16 protein-coding genes are annotated in these 16,128 nt (G+C 71.6%); 7 read left to right on the top strand and 9 right to left on the bottom strand.

Annotated elements, in window-relative coordinates:
• Positions 1–29: 29 nt before the first annotated feature.
• Positions 30–695 (bottom strand): MarR family winged helix-turn-helix transcriptional regulator, encoded by a 666-nt coding sequence (locus tag QCZ28_RS27120; protein ID WP_279519285.1) that lies wholly within the window; start codon positions 693–695, stop codon positions 30–32.
• Between the two features lie 58 nt (positions 696–753).
• On the opposite strand from QCZ28_RS27120, the gene QCZ28_RS27115 reads away from it, so the two are divergent.
• Positions 754–1,884: a PP2C family protein-serine/threonine phosphatase gene (locus QCZ28_RS27115; protein ID WP_279519284.1), complete on the top strand. Its 1,131-nt coding sequence runs from the start codon at positions 754–756 to the stop codon at positions 1,882–1,884.
• Positions 1,885–1,891: 7 nt separating this feature from the next.
• Here the strand turns inward: QCZ28_RS27115 and QCZ28_RS27110 are convergent, their stop codons facing one another.
• The 7 genes from QCZ28_RS27110 to QCZ28_RS27080 all read right to left on the bottom strand — a co-directional run bounded on the left by QCZ28_RS27110 (position 1,892) and on the right by QCZ28_RS27080 (position 10,393).
• On the bottom strand, positions 1,892–3,310 hold the full coding sequence (locus QCZ28_RS27110) for a sugar transferase (RefSeq protein ID WP_279519299.1): 1,419 nt from the start codon (positions 3,308–3,310) through the stop codon (positions 1,892–1,894).
• A gap of 280 nt (positions 3,311–3,590) precedes the next feature.
• A complete protein-coding gene (locus QCZ28_RS27105) occupies positions 3,591–5,345 on the bottom strand; it encodes a substrate-binding domain-containing protein (protein WP_030333272.1) in 1,755 nt (584 codons plus the stop codon).
• Positions 5,346–5,502: 157 nt separating this feature from the next.
• Positions 5,503–6,540: a lactonase family protein gene (locus tag QCZ28_RS27100; protein WP_279519283.1), complete on the bottom strand. Its 1,038-nt coding sequence runs from the start codon at positions 6,538–6,540 to the stop codon at positions 5,503–5,505.
• Positions 6,541–6,627: 87 nt separating this feature from the next.
• The gene (locus QCZ28_RS27095; RefSeq protein WP_030333268.1) at positions 6,628–7,230 is read right to left on the bottom strand and encodes an ATP/GTP-binding protein; all 603 of its coding nucleotides are present in this window, start codon (positions 7,228–7,230) and stop codon (positions 6,628–6,630) included.
• On the bottom strand, positions 7,211–7,597 hold the full coding sequence (locus tag QCZ28_RS27090) for a DUF742 domain-containing protein (protein WP_279519282.1): 387 nt from the start codon (positions 7,595–7,597) through the stop codon (positions 7,211–7,213). Before QCZ28_RS27090 ends, QCZ28_RS27095 begins: the two co-directional genes overlap by 20 nt.
• The gene (locus QCZ28_RS27085; RefSeq protein ID WP_030333266.1) at positions 7,587–8,009 is read right to left on the bottom strand and encodes a roadblock/LC7 domain-containing protein; all 423 of its coding nucleotides are present in this window, start codon (positions 8,007–8,009) and stop codon (positions 7,587–7,589) included. Before QCZ28_RS27085 ends, QCZ28_RS27090 begins: the two co-directional genes overlap by 11 nt.
• On the bottom strand, positions 8,009–10,393 hold the full coding sequence (locus QCZ28_RS27080; protein WP_279519281.1) for a nitrate- and nitrite sensing domain-containing protein: 2,385 nt from the start codon (positions 10,391–10,393) through the stop codon (positions 8,009–8,011). The genes QCZ28_RS27085 and QCZ28_RS27080 overlap by 1 nt, the downstream gene beginning before the upstream one ends.
• Before the next feature lie 317 nt (positions 10,394–10,710).
• On the opposite strand from QCZ28_RS27080, the gene QCZ28_RS27075 reads away from it, so the two are divergent.
• The 6 genes from QCZ28_RS27075 to QCZ28_RS27050 all read left to right on the top strand — a co-directional run bounded on the left by QCZ28_RS27075 (position 10,711) and on the right by QCZ28_RS27050 (position 14,185).
• Positions 10,711–11,304 (top strand): hypothetical protein, encoded by a 594-nt coding sequence (locus tag QCZ28_RS27075; protein ID WP_279519280.1) that lies wholly within the window; start codon positions 10,711–10,713, stop codon positions 11,302–11,304.
• Between the two features lie 11 nt (positions 11,305–11,315).
• Complete coding sequence (locus QCZ28_RS27070; RefSeq protein ID WP_279519279.1) at positions 11,316–12,380, top strand: hypothetical protein; 1,065 nt, start codon at positions 11,316–11,318, stop codon at positions 12,378–12,380.
• Positions 12,381–12,576: 196 nt separating this feature from the next.
• Positions 12,577–12,825: a hypothetical protein gene (locus tag QCZ28_RS27065; protein ID WP_279519278.1), complete on the top strand. Its 249-nt coding sequence runs from the start codon at positions 12,577–12,579 to the stop codon at positions 12,823–12,825.
• Positions 12,767–13,354: a hypothetical protein gene (locus tag QCZ28_RS27060; protein WP_279519277.1), complete on the top strand. Its 588-nt coding sequence runs from the start codon at positions 12,767–12,769 to the stop codon at positions 13,352–13,354. The genes QCZ28_RS27065 and QCZ28_RS27060 overlap by 59 nt, the downstream gene beginning before the upstream one ends.
• Before the next feature lie 16 nt (positions 13,355–13,370).
• Entirely contained in the window at positions 13,371–13,679 is a 309-nt protein-coding gene (locus QCZ28_RS27055; protein ID WP_279519276.1) for a hypothetical protein, read from the top strand.
• Between the two features lie 119 nt (positions 13,680–13,798).
• Positions 13,799–14,185: a hypothetical protein gene (locus QCZ28_RS27050; RefSeq protein WP_279519275.1), complete on the top strand. Its 387-nt coding sequence runs from the start codon at positions 13,799–13,801 to the stop codon at positions 14,183–14,185.
• Between the two features lie 120 nt (positions 14,186–14,305).
• On the opposite strand, the gene QCZ28_RS27045 is transcribed toward QCZ28_RS27050, so the two are convergent.
• Complete coding sequence (locus tag QCZ28_RS27045) at positions 14,306–16,069, bottom strand: glycoside hydrolase family 6 protein (RefSeq protein WP_279519274.1); 1,764 nt, start codon at positions 16,067–16,069, stop codon at positions 14,306–14,308.
• Positions 16,070–16,128 lie beyond the last annotated feature (59 nt).

Raw genomic sequence — 16,128 nt, 5'->3', positions numbered from 1 at the left:
CGGCCTGACCGACGGCGACGGCCGGCCGGTCAGGCGGTACGCGCCACCGGCGGGTCGCCGGCCGGCCACTCCCGGGTGCTGCCGGCCGTCGGATCCGGACCGCCGCCGGCACCCGCCCACAACGCGCGGGACTGCCGCGCCGAATCGACCGGCCAGTCCCCCGACCGACCACCGGGCTGGTCCGGGCCGTCCGGCCAGTCCCCCGGGCCCGTCGGCTCCCCGGGCGTCGCCGGCCGCTGCTCCTGCTGGCGGCGCGCGGTCTCGTCGAACTCCTGCATTCCGCGCAGCAGCGCGTCACGGCCCTCCCGGCTCATCCCGGTCAGCACGGCGTCGAGTTGGGCCCGGCGGTTGGCCCGTAGCTCGGCGAGGAGCCGGCGAGCCTCCGGGGTGAGGTGCAGCGAGATCTCCCGCCGGTCGAAGCGGCCCGGCTCGCGCTCCAGCATGCCGGCGGCGACCAGCCGGTCGCAGAGGCGGCTGGCGGAGCTGAGCAGCATGTCGAGTCGGGTGGCGAGCCGACGCAGGTTGATCCCGTCGACCTGCTCCACCACCATCACCGCCCTAAGCTGGGCGCCGGAGACCCGGTTGGCGGTCCCCTCCCGGGCAGATTCCCAGATCCCGAGCAGGGCAGCGGCCGCCGCGTCCAGCGCGGCAGCCATACTCGTGTCGGGGTCCGTCGGACGGTTCAGTTCGGCCATGGTGGCCCGAGACTACTCCGAACCCACTGGTGGTCGAGCTTTCAGCGAGGGAGTGACGATGGGCGAACCGGTCGATCGGGCACGACGTGCCCTGAACGAGACACCAGCTGACCGGCTCGTCGGTGGAATCGGGGATGTGCTCGCCGGGTCGTACGGGATCACCGACGTTGAGCTGTACCAGGTCGACTACCGGCTCGCGGAGCTGCTGCCACTCACCGACGGTGACTCGATCACGAGCCCCGGGCACCCCGCCTGGCGCGCCTTCGACCACCAGTCGACAATAGTGACCGACGGCGTCGCCTGGATGCCGGTCACCATGCGGGGCGAGCGCCGAGGGGTGCTGCGCCTGTCGCCCGTGCCGGACGACCAGGAGGTCGTCACCGCGCTGGCCGAGGTCGCCACCGCGCTCGCACACGAGGTGGCGGCGGTCTCCGCCGGCACCGACGTCTACCGGGCGGCCCGGCGCACCCAACGCCTCACCCTGGCCGCCGAGATGCAGTGGGACCTGCTTCCCGGCCGCAGCCGGATCCGTCCCTCGTTCAGCCTGGCCGGGCAGTTGGAGCCGGCGTACGCCGTGCGCGGCGACAGCTTCGACTGGTCCGACGACGGGGAGCGGCTCTGGTTGTCCACCATCAACGGCACCGGTGAGGGCGTGGCCGCCTCCCTGCTCACCTCGCTGGCCACCCACGCGCTGCGCAACGCGCGCCGGGCCGGGCTGAGCCTGGCCGACCAGGCCGCCCTCGCCGATCAGGCCATCTACGACCTGTACCGGGGCGAGCAGCACCTGTCGGCGTTGCTGATGGAGCTGGACCTGCGCTCCGGGATGATGACCGTGGTGGACGCCGGGTCGCCCCGCCTGGTCCTGCTACGCGGCGGCGAGGTCACCGAGCAGCCGCTGGAGGCGCAGTTCCCGCTGGGCATGTTCGAGGCGACCGACTACCACGAGCAGAAGTTCCCCCTGGAACTCGGCGACCGGGTCTTCGTGGTCAGCGACGGGGTGGTGGAGGCCACCGGTCAGCACATGCGCTACGGCGAGACGGCACTGGACCGGTTCCTGCGGCGGACCGGGCCGATGGCACCCCTGGACGCGGTCCGGTCACTGATCGGTGATCTGCGCGCGTTCGTGGCCGGTGACCTGGTCGACGACGCGGTGGTCGTCTGCCTGGACTGGACCGGCCCGCAACCGTGACCTGTGGTCAGTACGCTCCGCGGCCGTTCAGCACCGCGCCGAAGGTCTTCCAGAGGATGGTGAGGTCGGCGGTGAGGGACCAGTTCTCCACGTAGTAGAGGTCGAGCCGGATGCCGTCCTCCCAGCTCAGGTCGGAGCGGCCACTGACCTGCCACAGGCCGGTCATGCCGGGCTTGACCAGCAGCCGCCGGGCCACGTCACCGTCGTAGCGGGCCACCTCCGAGGGCAGCGGCGGGCGCGGCCCGACCAGGCTCATCTGCCCCAGCAGCACGTTGACCAGTTGCGGCAGCTCGTCCAGTGACCATTTGCGCAGCAGCCGGCCGACGCGGGTCACCCGGGGGTCGTGGCGCATCTTGAACATCAGGCCGTCGGTCTCGTTGCGGGCTGCCAACTCGGCGAGCAGCGCGTCCGCGTTCACCACCATGGTGCGGAACTTGAACACGCCGAACTCCTGCCCGCCCCGGCCGACCCGGACCTGCCGGAACAGCACCGGGCCCCGGCTGTCCAGTTTGATGGCCAGGGCGATGAACGCGATGAGCGGCAGCAGCACCGCCAGCGCCAGCGACGAGACGGACCTGTCGACGAAACCCTTCACCAGTTTGCGGACGCCGCGGAACTCGGGCGCCTCAACGTGGATCAGCGGCAGTCCGGCGACCGGGCGGGTGTGGATCCGCGGGCCGGCGACGTCGGTCAACGCGGGTGCCACGACCAGGTCGACGCCGGTCCCCTCCAACTGCCAGCCGAGGCGGCGTAGCCGGGTCGCGGTCAGCTCACCCGAGGCGGTCACCGCGACGGTGTCCGCGCCGATCGCGGTGGCGGCCTCGGGGATGCCCCGGAACGACCCCACCACCGGCACGTCACCCAGCCGCTGCGCCACCGGCGCGAGCAGCGCGTCCGGGATGCAGGCACCCACCACCTGGTAACCGGCGTACGGCTCGCGGCGCAACGTGTGGACCAACTCCAACACGTGGGCGGTGTCGCCGACCACCAGCACCTTCCGGGACCAGCCGGCGCCGAGCGAGCGGGCCCGGTGCAGCCGCTTGCGGGCGGCGAACCGGGCCACCTCCAGCCCGACGGTGCCCACCGCGAACGAGATGCCCAGGAAGCCCCGGGACACTCCGACGTCGGCGATGTAGCCGATGATGGCGATCGCCCCGGCCAGGCGCAGGCTGGCGGAGCTGACCCGCCGGTACTCGTCCGCCCCGTAGCCGATCACCCGGTCGTCGTAGCAGCCGAGGGCCTTGAGCGAGATCAGCCAGGCCAGCACCAAGCCGGGGGCGACCAGCACGTACGGGATCTCCGAGCCGGTCGGCTCGCTCTCACCGAAACGGGCGACGTACCCGATCAGCAACGCGATGATGAGGATGGTGGTGTCCAGCACCACCAGCACCCGGACGTAGGACCGTTCGTCGGCTCGTGCCAGCAGCCCGGTGCGTCGACCGTCGGGCTCCGCCGACGTGGCGGGGGTCAACAGTGTCGCCACGCTCACCGGCCCTCCCACTCTGTACAGGATGGCCCCGGCCAACGGGTCGGACCGGAGGCGGACCGACCATGCCGGAACAGTCGACATCCTGCCCTGACAACTATGACTGCCGATTGCTTCCGACGTATTGCCGTCACTTTTCTTCAACAACTGGCGGGCCGAAAAGGGGCCCGCCACACCGGATCGACGGGTGTGGCAGGCTCCTCGACCGCTGAGCGTCGGATCAGCGCGGTGCTGGCGGACGCCGCGCGATGGCGCTGAGGAAGATGCTGCCGATCTCGCTCGGATCCTTGGTGACGAAGACGTCGCCACCGGTCACCTTGGTGATCGACTCCAGCTCCGCCTTGCTGACGCCCTCACCGATACCGATCATGATGACCTGGACCGGCCGCTCCGGGTCGGCGGCCTGCTTGAGCTTGCCGAGCAGCTGCTGCTGGTTGAGACCGTTGTCGTCCTCGTTCTTGCCGTCGGTGAACAGCACGATCGAGTTGACCCGGCCGGGCTGCCAGTTCTCCTGCACCGCCTGATACGCGGCAAACATCGTGTCGTAGAGGCCGGTGTCACCGCTGGAGGGCTTGATGGTCGCGAGCGCGCCCTCCAACTGGCCGCGCTGGCCGGAGAGCGGGCCGATCGGGACCAGCTCCCGGTAGTCCCGGTTGCCGACGAGCTGGGTGGAGAAGGTCCACAGACCGATCGACCAGGAGTCGTCGAAGAGGCTGAGGCCACGACGGGCCGCGTCGACAGTGACCTCCTCCCGGCTTCGGTTGTTGGCGGAGGGCACCGGCTCCTTCATCGAGCCGGAGACGTCGATGACGGCGAGCATCCGACCGGACTGGGTGGCGATCGACCAGCTGGAGACGACCCGCTGGATGGCGGCCGGGTCCAGGCCACCCGCCGCGGTGCCGCCGTTCGCCGGCGCGGTGGGCGCGCCGCCGGACGGGCTCGGCGCACCCTGCGGCGCCTTGAAACCCTCGCCCCAGTTGCCGTCCGGCGCACGCAGCGACTGCGCGGCGAGCCGGTTACGGAAGGTCGGGCTGGTGAGCAGTTCGAACAGCACCTTGGCCGCCGACGCCTTGCTCGGCTCGATGCCGGGCAGCACCGCGTACGGGTAGTCCAGCGGCATCGGCGCCGGCTCCATGTAGAGCGCGGCGAGCGGCACCGGCGGCTTCTTGCTGTTGTACGCGATCACGTCTTCTTCGGACAGGGCCGCCGCACCGAGACCACTGGCGATGGACGTGGAGTCGTTGGCAGTGGGGAAACGGGCCAGCAGGTCGTTGCGGAGCGAGGAGCGGCCGGTGGCCAGTGCGCGCAGCGCGCCGACGGTGTTGCGCTGGGCGTCGCCGCCGGCCGCGCTGGCGGCGGCGGTCAGCGAGAGCAGACCGGACAGGCCCGCCGCGTCACGGGTCGGCTCGACGATCCCGGTCCGCAGCGGCGTGCTGCTGTTGACCTGCTTGAGCAGGTCGGTCCAGTTGAACTTTTTGTCCGGCCAACCGAGCCGGGTGGCGATCGGCTCGGGCATCGCGACGACGATCGGGCTGCGCGCGATGGACGCGCCGTTGGTCGGAGCGAACGCCGTCGCGTCCTTCTTCAACCGCAGCAGCCAGGTCGAGGAGTCGGGCACCCAGACGTCCGGGCTGACGGCGGTGCCGCTGGCCTGCCCCACGCCGGCGAGCACCGCGCCGTGCTTGGCCGCCACCACGGCCGCCACGTCGACCGGGTCGGACGCGGAAACGTCGACTCGGATGCAGGTCGGGCCTACCGCCGCGCCGTCCTTCACCCACTGGGACGCCGCCGCGTCCACCGCTGGCGCGAGTTCGGAGGCGACCGCCACGGCGAGCCGGATCTCTCCCGAGCAGCTGGGCTGGATCAACTCCCGATAGCCGAACCACGCGCCCGTCGTGACGACGAGCACCCCGACCGTTGCGGCGGCGGCGGCTAGGTGGAGTTTCGAACGCATGCGATGGCGGCCTGCTGACACGGTGACCATCTTGCGTACTAGGTGCCGTCTCTGCCACATCCGTTCGGACTAAAGTTACGCAGGAGAAACAGTTGACCTCCGTTTTGCAACACAGAGTGACGTAGCAGCCTCGTGGCGTTGCCAAACGAGTGCGGCGCTCACGTCTCTAAACCATCGTTCAGGGCAAAACGCACGTCGGGCTCGGCACCGGAACGGGCTCGCCGACCGCCTCCGGGACGCCGGTGTCGGCGTCGCGCCGGAACACCCGCACCATGTCCGCCCGCTCGTCGGCGACGTAGAGGTGCTCCCCGATCAGGGCGAAGTGCCGGGGCCACTCGCCACCGGTGTCCACTTCGGCCACCAGCTCGGGCAACTCCCCGGCCAGGCTGAAGACCGCCACGGTCCCCACCCCACGGTTGGCGACGTGGAGGAAACGGCCGTCCGGGGTGACAGCGACCTCCGACGGCTGGACGTGACCGGCCCGCTCGCTCGCCTCGACCCGCCCGCGGTGGTGCAACGCGCCGTCGTCGGTCAGCTCATACGCGGTGACCGAGGCGTCCAGCTCACCGACGAGGTAGCAGCGCCGTCCGTCCGGGTGCCGGGCCAGGTGCCGGGGGCCGGTCCCGGGCGCGGTCCGCATCCGCGGCGCACGCGGCACCAGTCGTCCGGTCGCCGCGTCCAGGTCGTACCGGTAGACGGAGTCGGTGCCGAGATCCACGGCGAGGATCGGCCCCCGGCCCGGTCCCGGCGAGACCATGTGGGCGTGGGCGTGGTCCTGGCGCTCCGGGTCGGGGCCGTGCCCCTCGTGCACCACCAGGTCGGTGCGGTCGCCGGGCACGCCCCGCGGATCGAGCGGGAAGACCGCGATGCTGCCGCTGCCGTAGTTGGCCGCCAGCAGGTGACCGCCGCCCGGCAGCACCGCCAGGTGGCAGGGCTCGGCCCCGCCGGTCGACCGGCTGCCGAGCGGGTCCAGCGCGCCGTCCGCACCGACCTGCCAGGCGCTGACCTCCCCGTCGGTCAGCTCGTTGACCGCGTAGAGCACCGGCTGGGTGGGGTGCCGCGCCAGGAAGGACGGGGACGCGGTGACCGCCACCGTGCCGAGCGGGGTCAGCGCCCCGGTCGTGGGGTCGCGACGTGCGGCGACGATGCCGCTGCCCCGTCCACCGCTCTGCGCGGTGTAACAGCCGATGTGGACGACCTCACCCTGACCGCTCACGTACCACTCCTCCGCCGGCATCCTCCGTTGATCCAACCAGAGCCTGCCCGCGTTGCCCGCCCGTTAACCCGCTTTCCGGCCCGGTTCTCAGGCGGCCGGCACCGGCTCACCGCGCTGCCGGGCGACGTGCTCCACCAGAGAGATCAACACCATCTTCCCGGACTGCCGGTCCCGGGCGTCGCAGAGCACCATCGGCACCTCCGGGTCCAGGTCGAGCGCCCGGCGTACGGTCTCCAGGTTGAACCGGCGGGAGCCGTCGAAACAGTTCACGCCCACCACGAACGGGATGCCGCGCTGCTCGAAGTAGTCGATGGAGGGGAAGCAGTCGGCCAGTCGCCGGGTGTCGGCGAGCACCACCGCGCCGAGCGCGCCGAAGGCCAGCTCGTCCCAGAGGAACCAGAACCGGTCCTGACCCGGCGTGCCGAACAGGTAGACCTGCAGGTCGTCGTTGATGGTGATCCGGCCGAAGTCCATCGCCACCGTGGTGGTGGACTTGCCCTCCACGCCGGAGATGTCGTCGGTGCCGATCCCGGCCCCGGTCAGCACCTCCTCGGTCTGCAACGGACGGACCTCGCTCAGGGCGCTCACCAACGTCGTCTTGCCGGCCCCGAAGCCTCCCGCGATGAGGATCTTCAGTGCCAGCGGGATGGTGGTGCTGGTGCCCACCTGGTCACAGCGCACGGAGTCCACTGACCACCGCCTTGAGGATGTCGTCGTCGGGAAGGATGCCGGCTTTCGGCGGCTCGTGCACCGCGACCAGGCCCTCGGCGAGGAGATCACCGAGCAGTACCCGGACCACGCCGACAGCGAGGTCCAACTCGGCCGCCAGTTCGGCAACCGACACCGGCCGGCTGGCCAACGCGACGAGCCGTCGATGCTCGGGCAGCAGGTGCGCATGACCTGCCGGGTCGACGTCCGCCGCCACCACGAACGCGACCAGGTTGAAATTGTCGACGGCGGAGCGTACCCGGCCCCGGGTGAGCGTGTACGGGCGCATCACCGGGCCGGCGTCACCGTCCAGCCACTCGTGCTGCGGCCCGGGCGGCTCAGTCCGCATCTCCGGCGTCCGCTGCCGATCGGGCCGGTGCGGCGAGGCTCTCCCCCACCCGGATCACCAGCATCGCCATCTCGTACGCGACCAGCCCGATGTCCGCGTCGGCGTCGCTCACCACGGCCAGGCAGGCACCCTGCCCGGCGGTGGTGACGAAGAGGTACGCGGCCTCCATCTCCACCACTGTCTGTCGCACCGGACCGCCGTCCACGTGCCGGCTGGCGCCCCGGGCCAGGCTGGAGAAGCCGGCGGCGAGCGCACAGAGGTGCTCGGCGTCGGAGCGCTCCAACTCGGCCGAGCAGCCGAGCAGCAGGCCGTCGGCGGAGAGCACCACCGCCTCCCGGGCGGCCGGTACCCGTTGCACCAGTTCGTCGAGCAACCAGTCGAGGCCGGCGCTCTGCTTCGTCGAATGCCGCACTAGGCGTCCCTCTCAGTCGCGGTCGGTGGTTCGGGGCTGGTCGGCGGGTCGGTGGGTGCCGTCGGGATCGCGCTGCCGATCGGCGTCGCCGGGCCCGTTGACGGCGGCGGTGCCGTCGGGGTGACGGCGGTGGCACGGCCGCGCGCCGTGCCGGCCTGCAGCGCCGCCATCACCTGGCGGACCTCCTCGGGCGAGCGGGGTGACGGCGTGTCGCCGACTGTCGACCGGGGTTGGACGGCGGGGGTCCGACGGCGTACCCGGCGGGGCAGCCCGTCCAGCTCGTCGTCCGGCTCGTCGGAGGTCGCCGGCCCCTCGTCGGGCCCGCTGGCCGGCGCGGTGACCGGGGTCGGCGCGCCGGTGGGCGGGGCCGTGCTGCCGGGCGGGGCCGTCGGCGGGCGGGTACGGGGTCGGGTCACCGCGCCCCGGCGTGCCGTCCGCACCAGTCGCCGGCCCGGGTCGGCCGACGCGGCGGCGAGGGTGGCCGGGTCGGGGCCGGCCGGCGGTTCGGTGGTGACCAGGTCGCCGGGGAGCAGCACCACGGCGGTCACGCCACCCTCCCCCGACGGCCGCAACCGCACCCGTACGCCGTGCCGGGCCGCCAGCCGGGCCACCACGAACAGGCCGAGTCGGGCGCTCTGCGCCGGGTCGAACTCCGGCGAGCTGGCCAGCCGGGTGTTGGCGGTCTCCATCGCCGTTTCGGACATGCCCAGCCCCTGGTCGGTGATCTCCAGGGCGTACCCGTTGGCTACCTGCGCCCCGGTGACGGTGACCCGGGTGTCCGGCGGGGAGAAGGCGGTGGCGTTCTCGACCAGCTCGGCGAGGAGATGGATGACGTCGCCGACGGCCCGCCCCAGCACGCCGGCCGGCTGCACGTTGGTGATGTCGACCCGTTCGTACGCCTCGACCTCGGAGATCGCGCCACGGATCAGGTCGACCATCGCGACCGGGTTGCGCCAGCCGCGCCCGGGGGCGGAGCCAGCGAGGATGACCAGGTCCTCGGCGTGCCGGCGGAGCCGGGTGGCCAGGTGGTCGACCTGGAACAGCTCGGCCAGCTCGTCCGGGTCCTCGCTGCGCCGCTCCATCCGGTCCAGCAGGTGCAGCTGACGGTGCACCAGGCTCTGGCTGCGTCGGGCGATGTTGAGGAAGACCTCGTTGAGCCCGCGCCGCAGGGTGACCTCGTCAACGGCGGCCTGCACGGCGGTGCGCTGCACCTCGGTGAAGGCGCGCCCGACCTCGCCGATCTCGTCGTGGCCGTACTCCAGCGGCGGCGCCTCCCGGGCGACGTCGACCTGCTCGCCACGGCGCAGCCGGGTCACCACGTCGGGCAGCCGGTGCTCGGCCAGCTCCAGCGCGGCGGTGCGGACGCCGCTGAGCCGCCGGACCAGGGTGCGGCCGACCCGCAGCGCCACCAGCACCGAGACGACCACGGCGACGAGCCCGAGCACCCCGGCGGCGGCCAGCCGCACCAGGATGCGGACCGCCATCGGCACCGAACGGTCGGTGAGCGCGTCCGCCTCGGACAGCTCGAAGTCCCGCAGCTGCTGCTGCACCGCGTCCTGGCTGGCCTGCCAGGCCGCCGCGTCGACCGCCGGCCGGCCGGACCGGCTGGGTACGACCAGCGCGTCCTGCATGGCCCGCAGCCGGGTGAACGCCTCGCCCTCGGTCAGTCGTTGGTACGCGACCCGGCTGCTCTCGGGCAGGTCGGCGACGGCGCTCTCGGTGAGCCACCGCTGGTTGCCGATGGCCTGGACGAGCTGGGTGTGCTCCCCCTCGGCGAACCGTCCGGCGGTCAGCGCGCCGGCCAGCAGAGCGTCGCTCTGGCCGAGCAGTTCCCGGGAGCGACCCAGCGCGGTGAGCGCCAGGGCCTGCCGGTTGATTCCCGGGTCGGTCAGGGTCGCCATGCCGGCGAACGCCTGGAAGGCCGCGGAGACCATGCCGCTGTACAGGTTGAGCGCGCCGGCCCGGTCCACCTTGCGGTCGTCGATGAACGTCCGCCCGCTGGGTAACGCTGCCAGGGCGGTGATGAGCTTGTCGACCCGGGTTTCCAGCAGGTCGTCCGCCGCGTCGCGCAGGGGCTCGCCGTTCACCCGGCGGCGCAGCTCGGCGACCGCCCGGTCGGTGCGTCCGCGCTGCTCGGCGAGGGCGGGCAGTGCAGCGTCGCCGGCGAGCTGCACCACCGAGAGCCGGCGTTCCCGTTGCAGCTCGGTGACCACCGCCTCGCCGGGACGACCCAGGTCGTACAGGAGGGTGCGGGCGGAGAGCAGGTTCAGGGCGGGACCGAAGGTCAGGGAGGTCGCGAAGATCCACAACGCCAGGAGGGCGGTCACCGGCGCGACGACCAACGCGGTCAGCTTCGAGCGGATCGGCCAGTCGCGGGTTTTCATCAGACCTCGCCCGTACAGGGTGGCAGGAGGGGCGCCGGCACCGCCGGGCAACGCTCCGGCCGGCTGTGCGCCCGGCCGTTCGTCGGGCACCGGCGCGGGCGCCTTGGGCAGGATACGTAATCGAGGGCTGTTGCACTACCGCCTGTCGCGCCGACATCGACGCTCCGGGATGTGCGCAGACGTGGTCCGAATCCCACTTTTCTTGAACGAGTCAGATTCTGGCAGGTGGGGCAGCCGGGGCCTCGTCAGGAAAGTGTCCCGGATCGGGATTGGCGATCACTGCGCGGAGGGAATACCAGATGACGAAGGAGGAGCCCATGTCGTCCACGCAGATAGTCGTCATCGTGCTCGTCGTGCTGGTGATCGTCGCGGTGCTGGCCGTGGCCGCCCGCTCGCTCAACAACCGTCGCGCGCTCCGCAACCGGTTCGGCCCGGAGTACGACCGGGTGGTGGCGGAGCAGGACAGCCGGTCCGCCGCCGAGCGCGAACTGCGCGACCGGGAACGCCGGCATGCCGAGCTCACGCTCACCCCACTCACCCCGGAGTCCCGGGCCCGGTACGCCGCCGCCTGGGAGGAACTTCAGGTCCGTTTCATCGACTCCCCCGGCGAGACCGTGGGCGACGCGGACGAACTGGTCACCCGGCTCATCGAGGAGCAGGGCTACCCGACCGGTGACTTCTCCGACCAGATCGCCCACCTCTCCGTCGAGCACGCCCGCACCCTCACCAACTACCGGGACGCGCACGAGATCCACCTGCGCAACTCCCGGGGCGAGGCCAACACCGAGGAGCTGCGGCAGGCGGTCGTGCACTACCGCGCACTCTTCGCCGACCTGCTGGGCGAGGAGCCGGTCGGCCAGCAGACGCCCGAGCAGCGCCACCACCCGGACCACGACACCACGAGCCGCTGAGGAGGCCACCGATGCGCCAGGAAGAGCAGCAGGTGAGCAACGACCACCCGGAGGCCGTGCGGTCCGCGCCCGTGCCGGTACCCCCGGCCGGCGACCGGGCCGGCCGCTCCGACGTCCCTGAGGACGCCCTCGACGACCGGGGCACCTTCGAGGACCAGCGCACCGCCCACGACCGGACCAACGACACCGACCGGGCCGACGACACCGACCGGGACGGCGCGTACGACCCGGCCGACGACGAGCTGACCGACGACTCCGACCGCCGCCACCGACGCGACGACCGGTCCACCGACGAGGGCGGTTTCCACGAGCCGGGGCCGCTGCCGACCACGTTCGGCGCCACCACTGTCGCCGACGCGGTGGCCGCCTCCGCACTGGCCAGCCCGCGCCCGCAGGACCAGCCGGACCCCCGGGCCGAGCGGACCGCCCAGCCGGGCGACGGCGCCGAGGATGGCGAGCGGGAGGGTCTGCGCGCCGACCCGACCGCCGAGCTGCACCGCCGCGACTCGGACGTCGACGTCGACAGCACTGACGTCGACGACCGCAGCGACCTCGACGACCGGGCTGACGCGGACACGTCCGCGCGGACCGTCGTCCCGCCGGGGAGCACGAACGGCGACCCCGAGCGACGCGGCGATCTGACCGGCGACCGGGAGGCCGCCGCGGCGGGCGCGGCCGGCTACGGCAGCGCCACACCGGAGATGGTCGACCCCGACGCGGACGGCGAACCGGTCCCCGCCGACGACACCAGCCCCACGCTGGCGGCCGCCGGAACATCCCGACCCGCCGGGTCGACTGTCGCGGCCGGGCCGGCCACGCTCCTCGAACCGGACACCGCGCAGAGCTTCCGGGACCGTTGGCGGGACGTGCAGCTGCGTTTCGTCGACGACCCGAAGGCGGCTGCCGGCGAGGCGCAGTCGCTGGTGGAGGAGGCCATCCAGGCCCTCTCCTCGGCGCTGGCGGCGCAGAAGACCACGCTGGGCGGGTGGCAGGACGCCGGCTCGGCCGACACCGAGCAACTGCGCATGGCCGTCCGCAACTACCGGGACTTCCTGGACCGCGTCCTCGGTCGCTGACCCACCCCACCAACAGGCGGCGCCCCGGCCCTGACGGCCGGGGCGCCCTCTTGCGCGCGCTGATCGGCGCCCCGCGCCCCCAGACCGCCCGAGCGGGGTCGAACAGGACGGTTCCCACCTCCAGGCGTGAAACCGCCCAGGCGGGGTAATAGGGCGCGCGGCAAACAGCGCGGACGTCGGGACGAGGGGTGGCGGGATGGACGGCGACGGTCTCCGGCTCAACATGAACGGCCTGGACTACCTGATTCTGGCGCTGTACTTCGTCACCGTCCTCGGGGTCGGCTTCGCCGCCCGCCGGGCCATCCGGACCAGCGTCGACTTCTTCCTCTCCGGCCGCTCCCTGCCGGCCTGGGTGACCGGTCTCGCCTTCGTCTCGGCGAACCAACGTGAGCGGCTTCAACACCGTCTTCACCTACGACATCTGGCAGGCGTACATCCGCCGTGACCGGTCGGACGAGTACTACCTGCGGGTCGGCCGGTGGGCGACCGTCGGCGCGGTGGTGATCGGCATCGGCACCGCGTTCATCGCGGCCGGGTTCAGCAACATCATGAACTACATCCAGGCGCTCTTCTCGGTCTTCAACGCGCCGCTGTTCGCCACCTTCATCATCGGCATGTTCTGGAAGCGGATGACCGCCCTGGCCGGCTTCTGGTCGCTGCTACTGGGCACCCTGGTGTCGCTGAGCCTCTACCTGCTCTACAAGGGCGGTGTGGTCGATTTCAACTCCGACCTGGAGGAGAGCTTCTGGGGCGCCGGCCTGGCATTCGTCACCGCGGTGGTGGTCGCGGCGATCATCACCCCGCTCACCTCGCCCAAGCGCGACGAGGAGCTGCGGGGGCTGGTGTACGGCATGGGCGGCGTCGACCTGAAGGGCGACGTGCTCGCCGGGGACGCCGTCTGGTACCGCTCCCCGGTGCTGCTCGGTCTGATCGCGGTCGCGCTGGCCGCCCTCTTCTACATCCCGGTCTTCTGAGGAAAGGGGTCGGCAGATGAGCAACGACGGCCAGCCGGCACATGACCCGCTGATCGACGAGACGCAGGAGGAGCAGCGGCGTTCCGCCGCGGCCCGGCTGTTCGACATCCGCCGGGTGATCGGTGGTCTCTTCGTCGCGTACGGGATCATCGTGACGCTGATCGGCATCTTCGACAGCCGGGCCGAGATCGACAAGGCCGAGGGCGTCCGGATCAACCTCTGGGCCGGGCTGGCGATGCTCGTCTTCGGCCTGCTCATGCTGCTCTGGCAGTGGCTGCGCCCGGCGGATCCGCCGACCCCCAACGAGCACCAGCCCGGGGCCTGACCCGCCGACCCCCACCGAGCACCAGCCCGGCGCCTGACCGCCGGGCCGCCCGGCATGAGCGCGACACGAAGGGGTACGTGAGGAAATCAGGCACCGTGTCCGACACAGGAGGCAGCACGATGACCGATCGCGATCGCCAACCGCCGTTGGAGGACAGCCCCGAGGTGGCCTCGGCGGTGGATGATGACGCCACCGTGCCGCAGCTGCGGACCGGAGGTGGCCCCGACCGGGACACGCCGAGCTTCGCCGAGCCCCGCAGTCGACCAGACGATCTGGCACCGGACACCGACGATCTGCTCGGCGATCCGTACGCTGCCGGCACCGGGGCGACCGGGACGGGTACCGGCGCTGGCGGGGACAATATCCGCACCGGTGGCGAACAGCAGTGGGAGCCGGAGGACCTGGTGATGGCCCGCGGCCAGGACCTGACGCCGGAGAACCTGGACAGGGCCCGCCGTGACCTGGCTGAGCAGGGTCGGGCGGCGATCGAACGCACGGTGCCCTGACCGGGGCAGAGGGGGGTCCCCGACCCGACCTGTGACGGTCGGGCCGGGGACCCGGGGGGAACCTGCTGCCAACAGTGCCTCACCAACCACTGGCAGCGGGTTGGTGCGTGAGCTACCCGATCAGAGAGCCGGGTACGCGTTGCGCATGAGCTCCTGGAACTGGGCGGAGAACCACGCACCGGAGATCGGCGCGTTGGCCAGCGCCCCGGACGGGTTGTTGCCGTTGCGGGCGTTGCCGCCGTACGTCGGGTCGCACATCCGGTCGAAGCCCTTGCCCTCGTTGTTCGGGATCTCCTTGCTGGAGCCGTCCGACTCACCCGGCGGCTTCACCCAGACGTAGGCGTCGATCCCCGTCGCCGGGTTGGCCCGCGGCCGCTCACCAAGACCGGCACCGGCCTGGTTGCACCAGTTGCCGAGGTGCAGGCGTCGGTCGACCCGGCCACCGTTGACGTAGGTGTCGACGCTCGTCATGGCACCCGGTCCGGTGGGCCGCGCGGAGCCACCCCATCCGTTGCGGGAGGTGTCGATCAGCATGCCGATGTTCGAGTTGAAGCCCAACGAGACCAGCTTGGTCCGGAATGCCTGGGCGAACGACAGCTCGTCGACGTAGAAGTTCCAGTCGACCCACTTGGACTGCCGCACCGTCTGGCCGTTCACGTTGTCGGTGACCTTGAAGTACGGCTCCTGGAGCGCCGAGTAGTTCGCGGTGTTCGTGATGAACCCGTGCACGTTGTTGACCGTGCTGCCGGAGGCGACCGCGGCGGTCTTCAGGATCTCGGCGCTCGGGCCGAAGTTGGAGTCCCAGCCGAGCCAGCCGTGGTGACCGGCGTCGATGTAGTTGTAGACGTTGCCGATCGAGCCCAGCTTGGCGAGGGCGTAGCCGACACCGTTGACGTAGGCGCCGTTGGCCTTGACCGTGTCACACATGACCGTGCCGCCAGGCTGGCCGGAGGTGTTGGTCACCAGGTTCGGCAGCGAGTCGATCTCGATGATGTTGATGATCCGCAGGCTGCTGTACTTCGAGTCGCCCTGGATCGCGGCGATCGGGTCGATGTACTGGGCCTTGTACTTGGGCAGCTCGTCCGGGCCCAGCTCACCGTTGGAGGCGAGCGCCGAGCAGTCCCGGCCGGGCAGGTTGTAGATCACGAACTGGATGTAACCGGCGCCCTGGCGCAGCGCCTCGTCCAGGTGGTCCTTCACCCCGAAGGCACCGTTGGAGCTGCTGTCCGGCGTGCCGTTGATCGCGGCGATCCGGTCCAGCCAGACGGCGGTGGGGTTGTTGGAGACCCGGCTTCCGCCGGGCTCGGCGTCCGCCTTGGCCTTCCACTCCGGGTTCACGTAACCGCGCACCCCGACGTACGGGTTGTCGACCTTGGTGCCGGGCGGCGGGTTGGTGGGCGGGTCAGTCGGCGGGTTGGTCGGCGGGTCAGTCGGCGGGTTGGTCGGCGGGGTGGTGCCACCGTTGCAGACCACACCGTTCAGGGTGAACGAGGTCGGCTTCGGGTTGCTGCCGCTCCACGCGCCGTTGAAGCCGATGCTCGTCGACGCGCCGGTGGCCAGGGTGCCGTTGTAGGACAGGCTCCGGGCGGTGACCTGGCTGCCGGACTGGGTGAACGTGGCCGACCAGCCCTGCTGCACCCGCTGGCTGGAGTTGGCGAAGGTCCAGCCCAGCGTCCAGCCGTTCAGCGGGTCGCCGACGTTCTTGATGGTGACGTTCGCGGTGAAACCGCCGGGCCAGTCGTTGCTCGTGTACGCGATATCGCACTGCGTCGCGGCCTGCGCCGCGGTGACCGGAATCGTTACGAGCCCACCGGCGACCAGGGCACCCGCGCCGGCGAGCGCGAGGGCCCGGCGTGGGCCGGTTAGCCTTCTCCACACATTCATGCCACTGATCTCCTTGGGCGAGACCGGGCCCAGGTACGGCCCGGCGGGACGGCTCGATG

The sequence above is a fragment of the Micromonospora sp. DH14 genome (assembly GCF_029809455.1).
Taxonomy (GTDB): domain Bacteria; phylum Actinomycetota; class Actinomycetes; order Mycobacteriales; family Micromonosporaceae; genus Micromonospora; species Micromonospora parva.
Note: the sequence above shows the minus strand (reverse complement) of the source record. Positions and strands in the feature narration are given on the sequence as shown.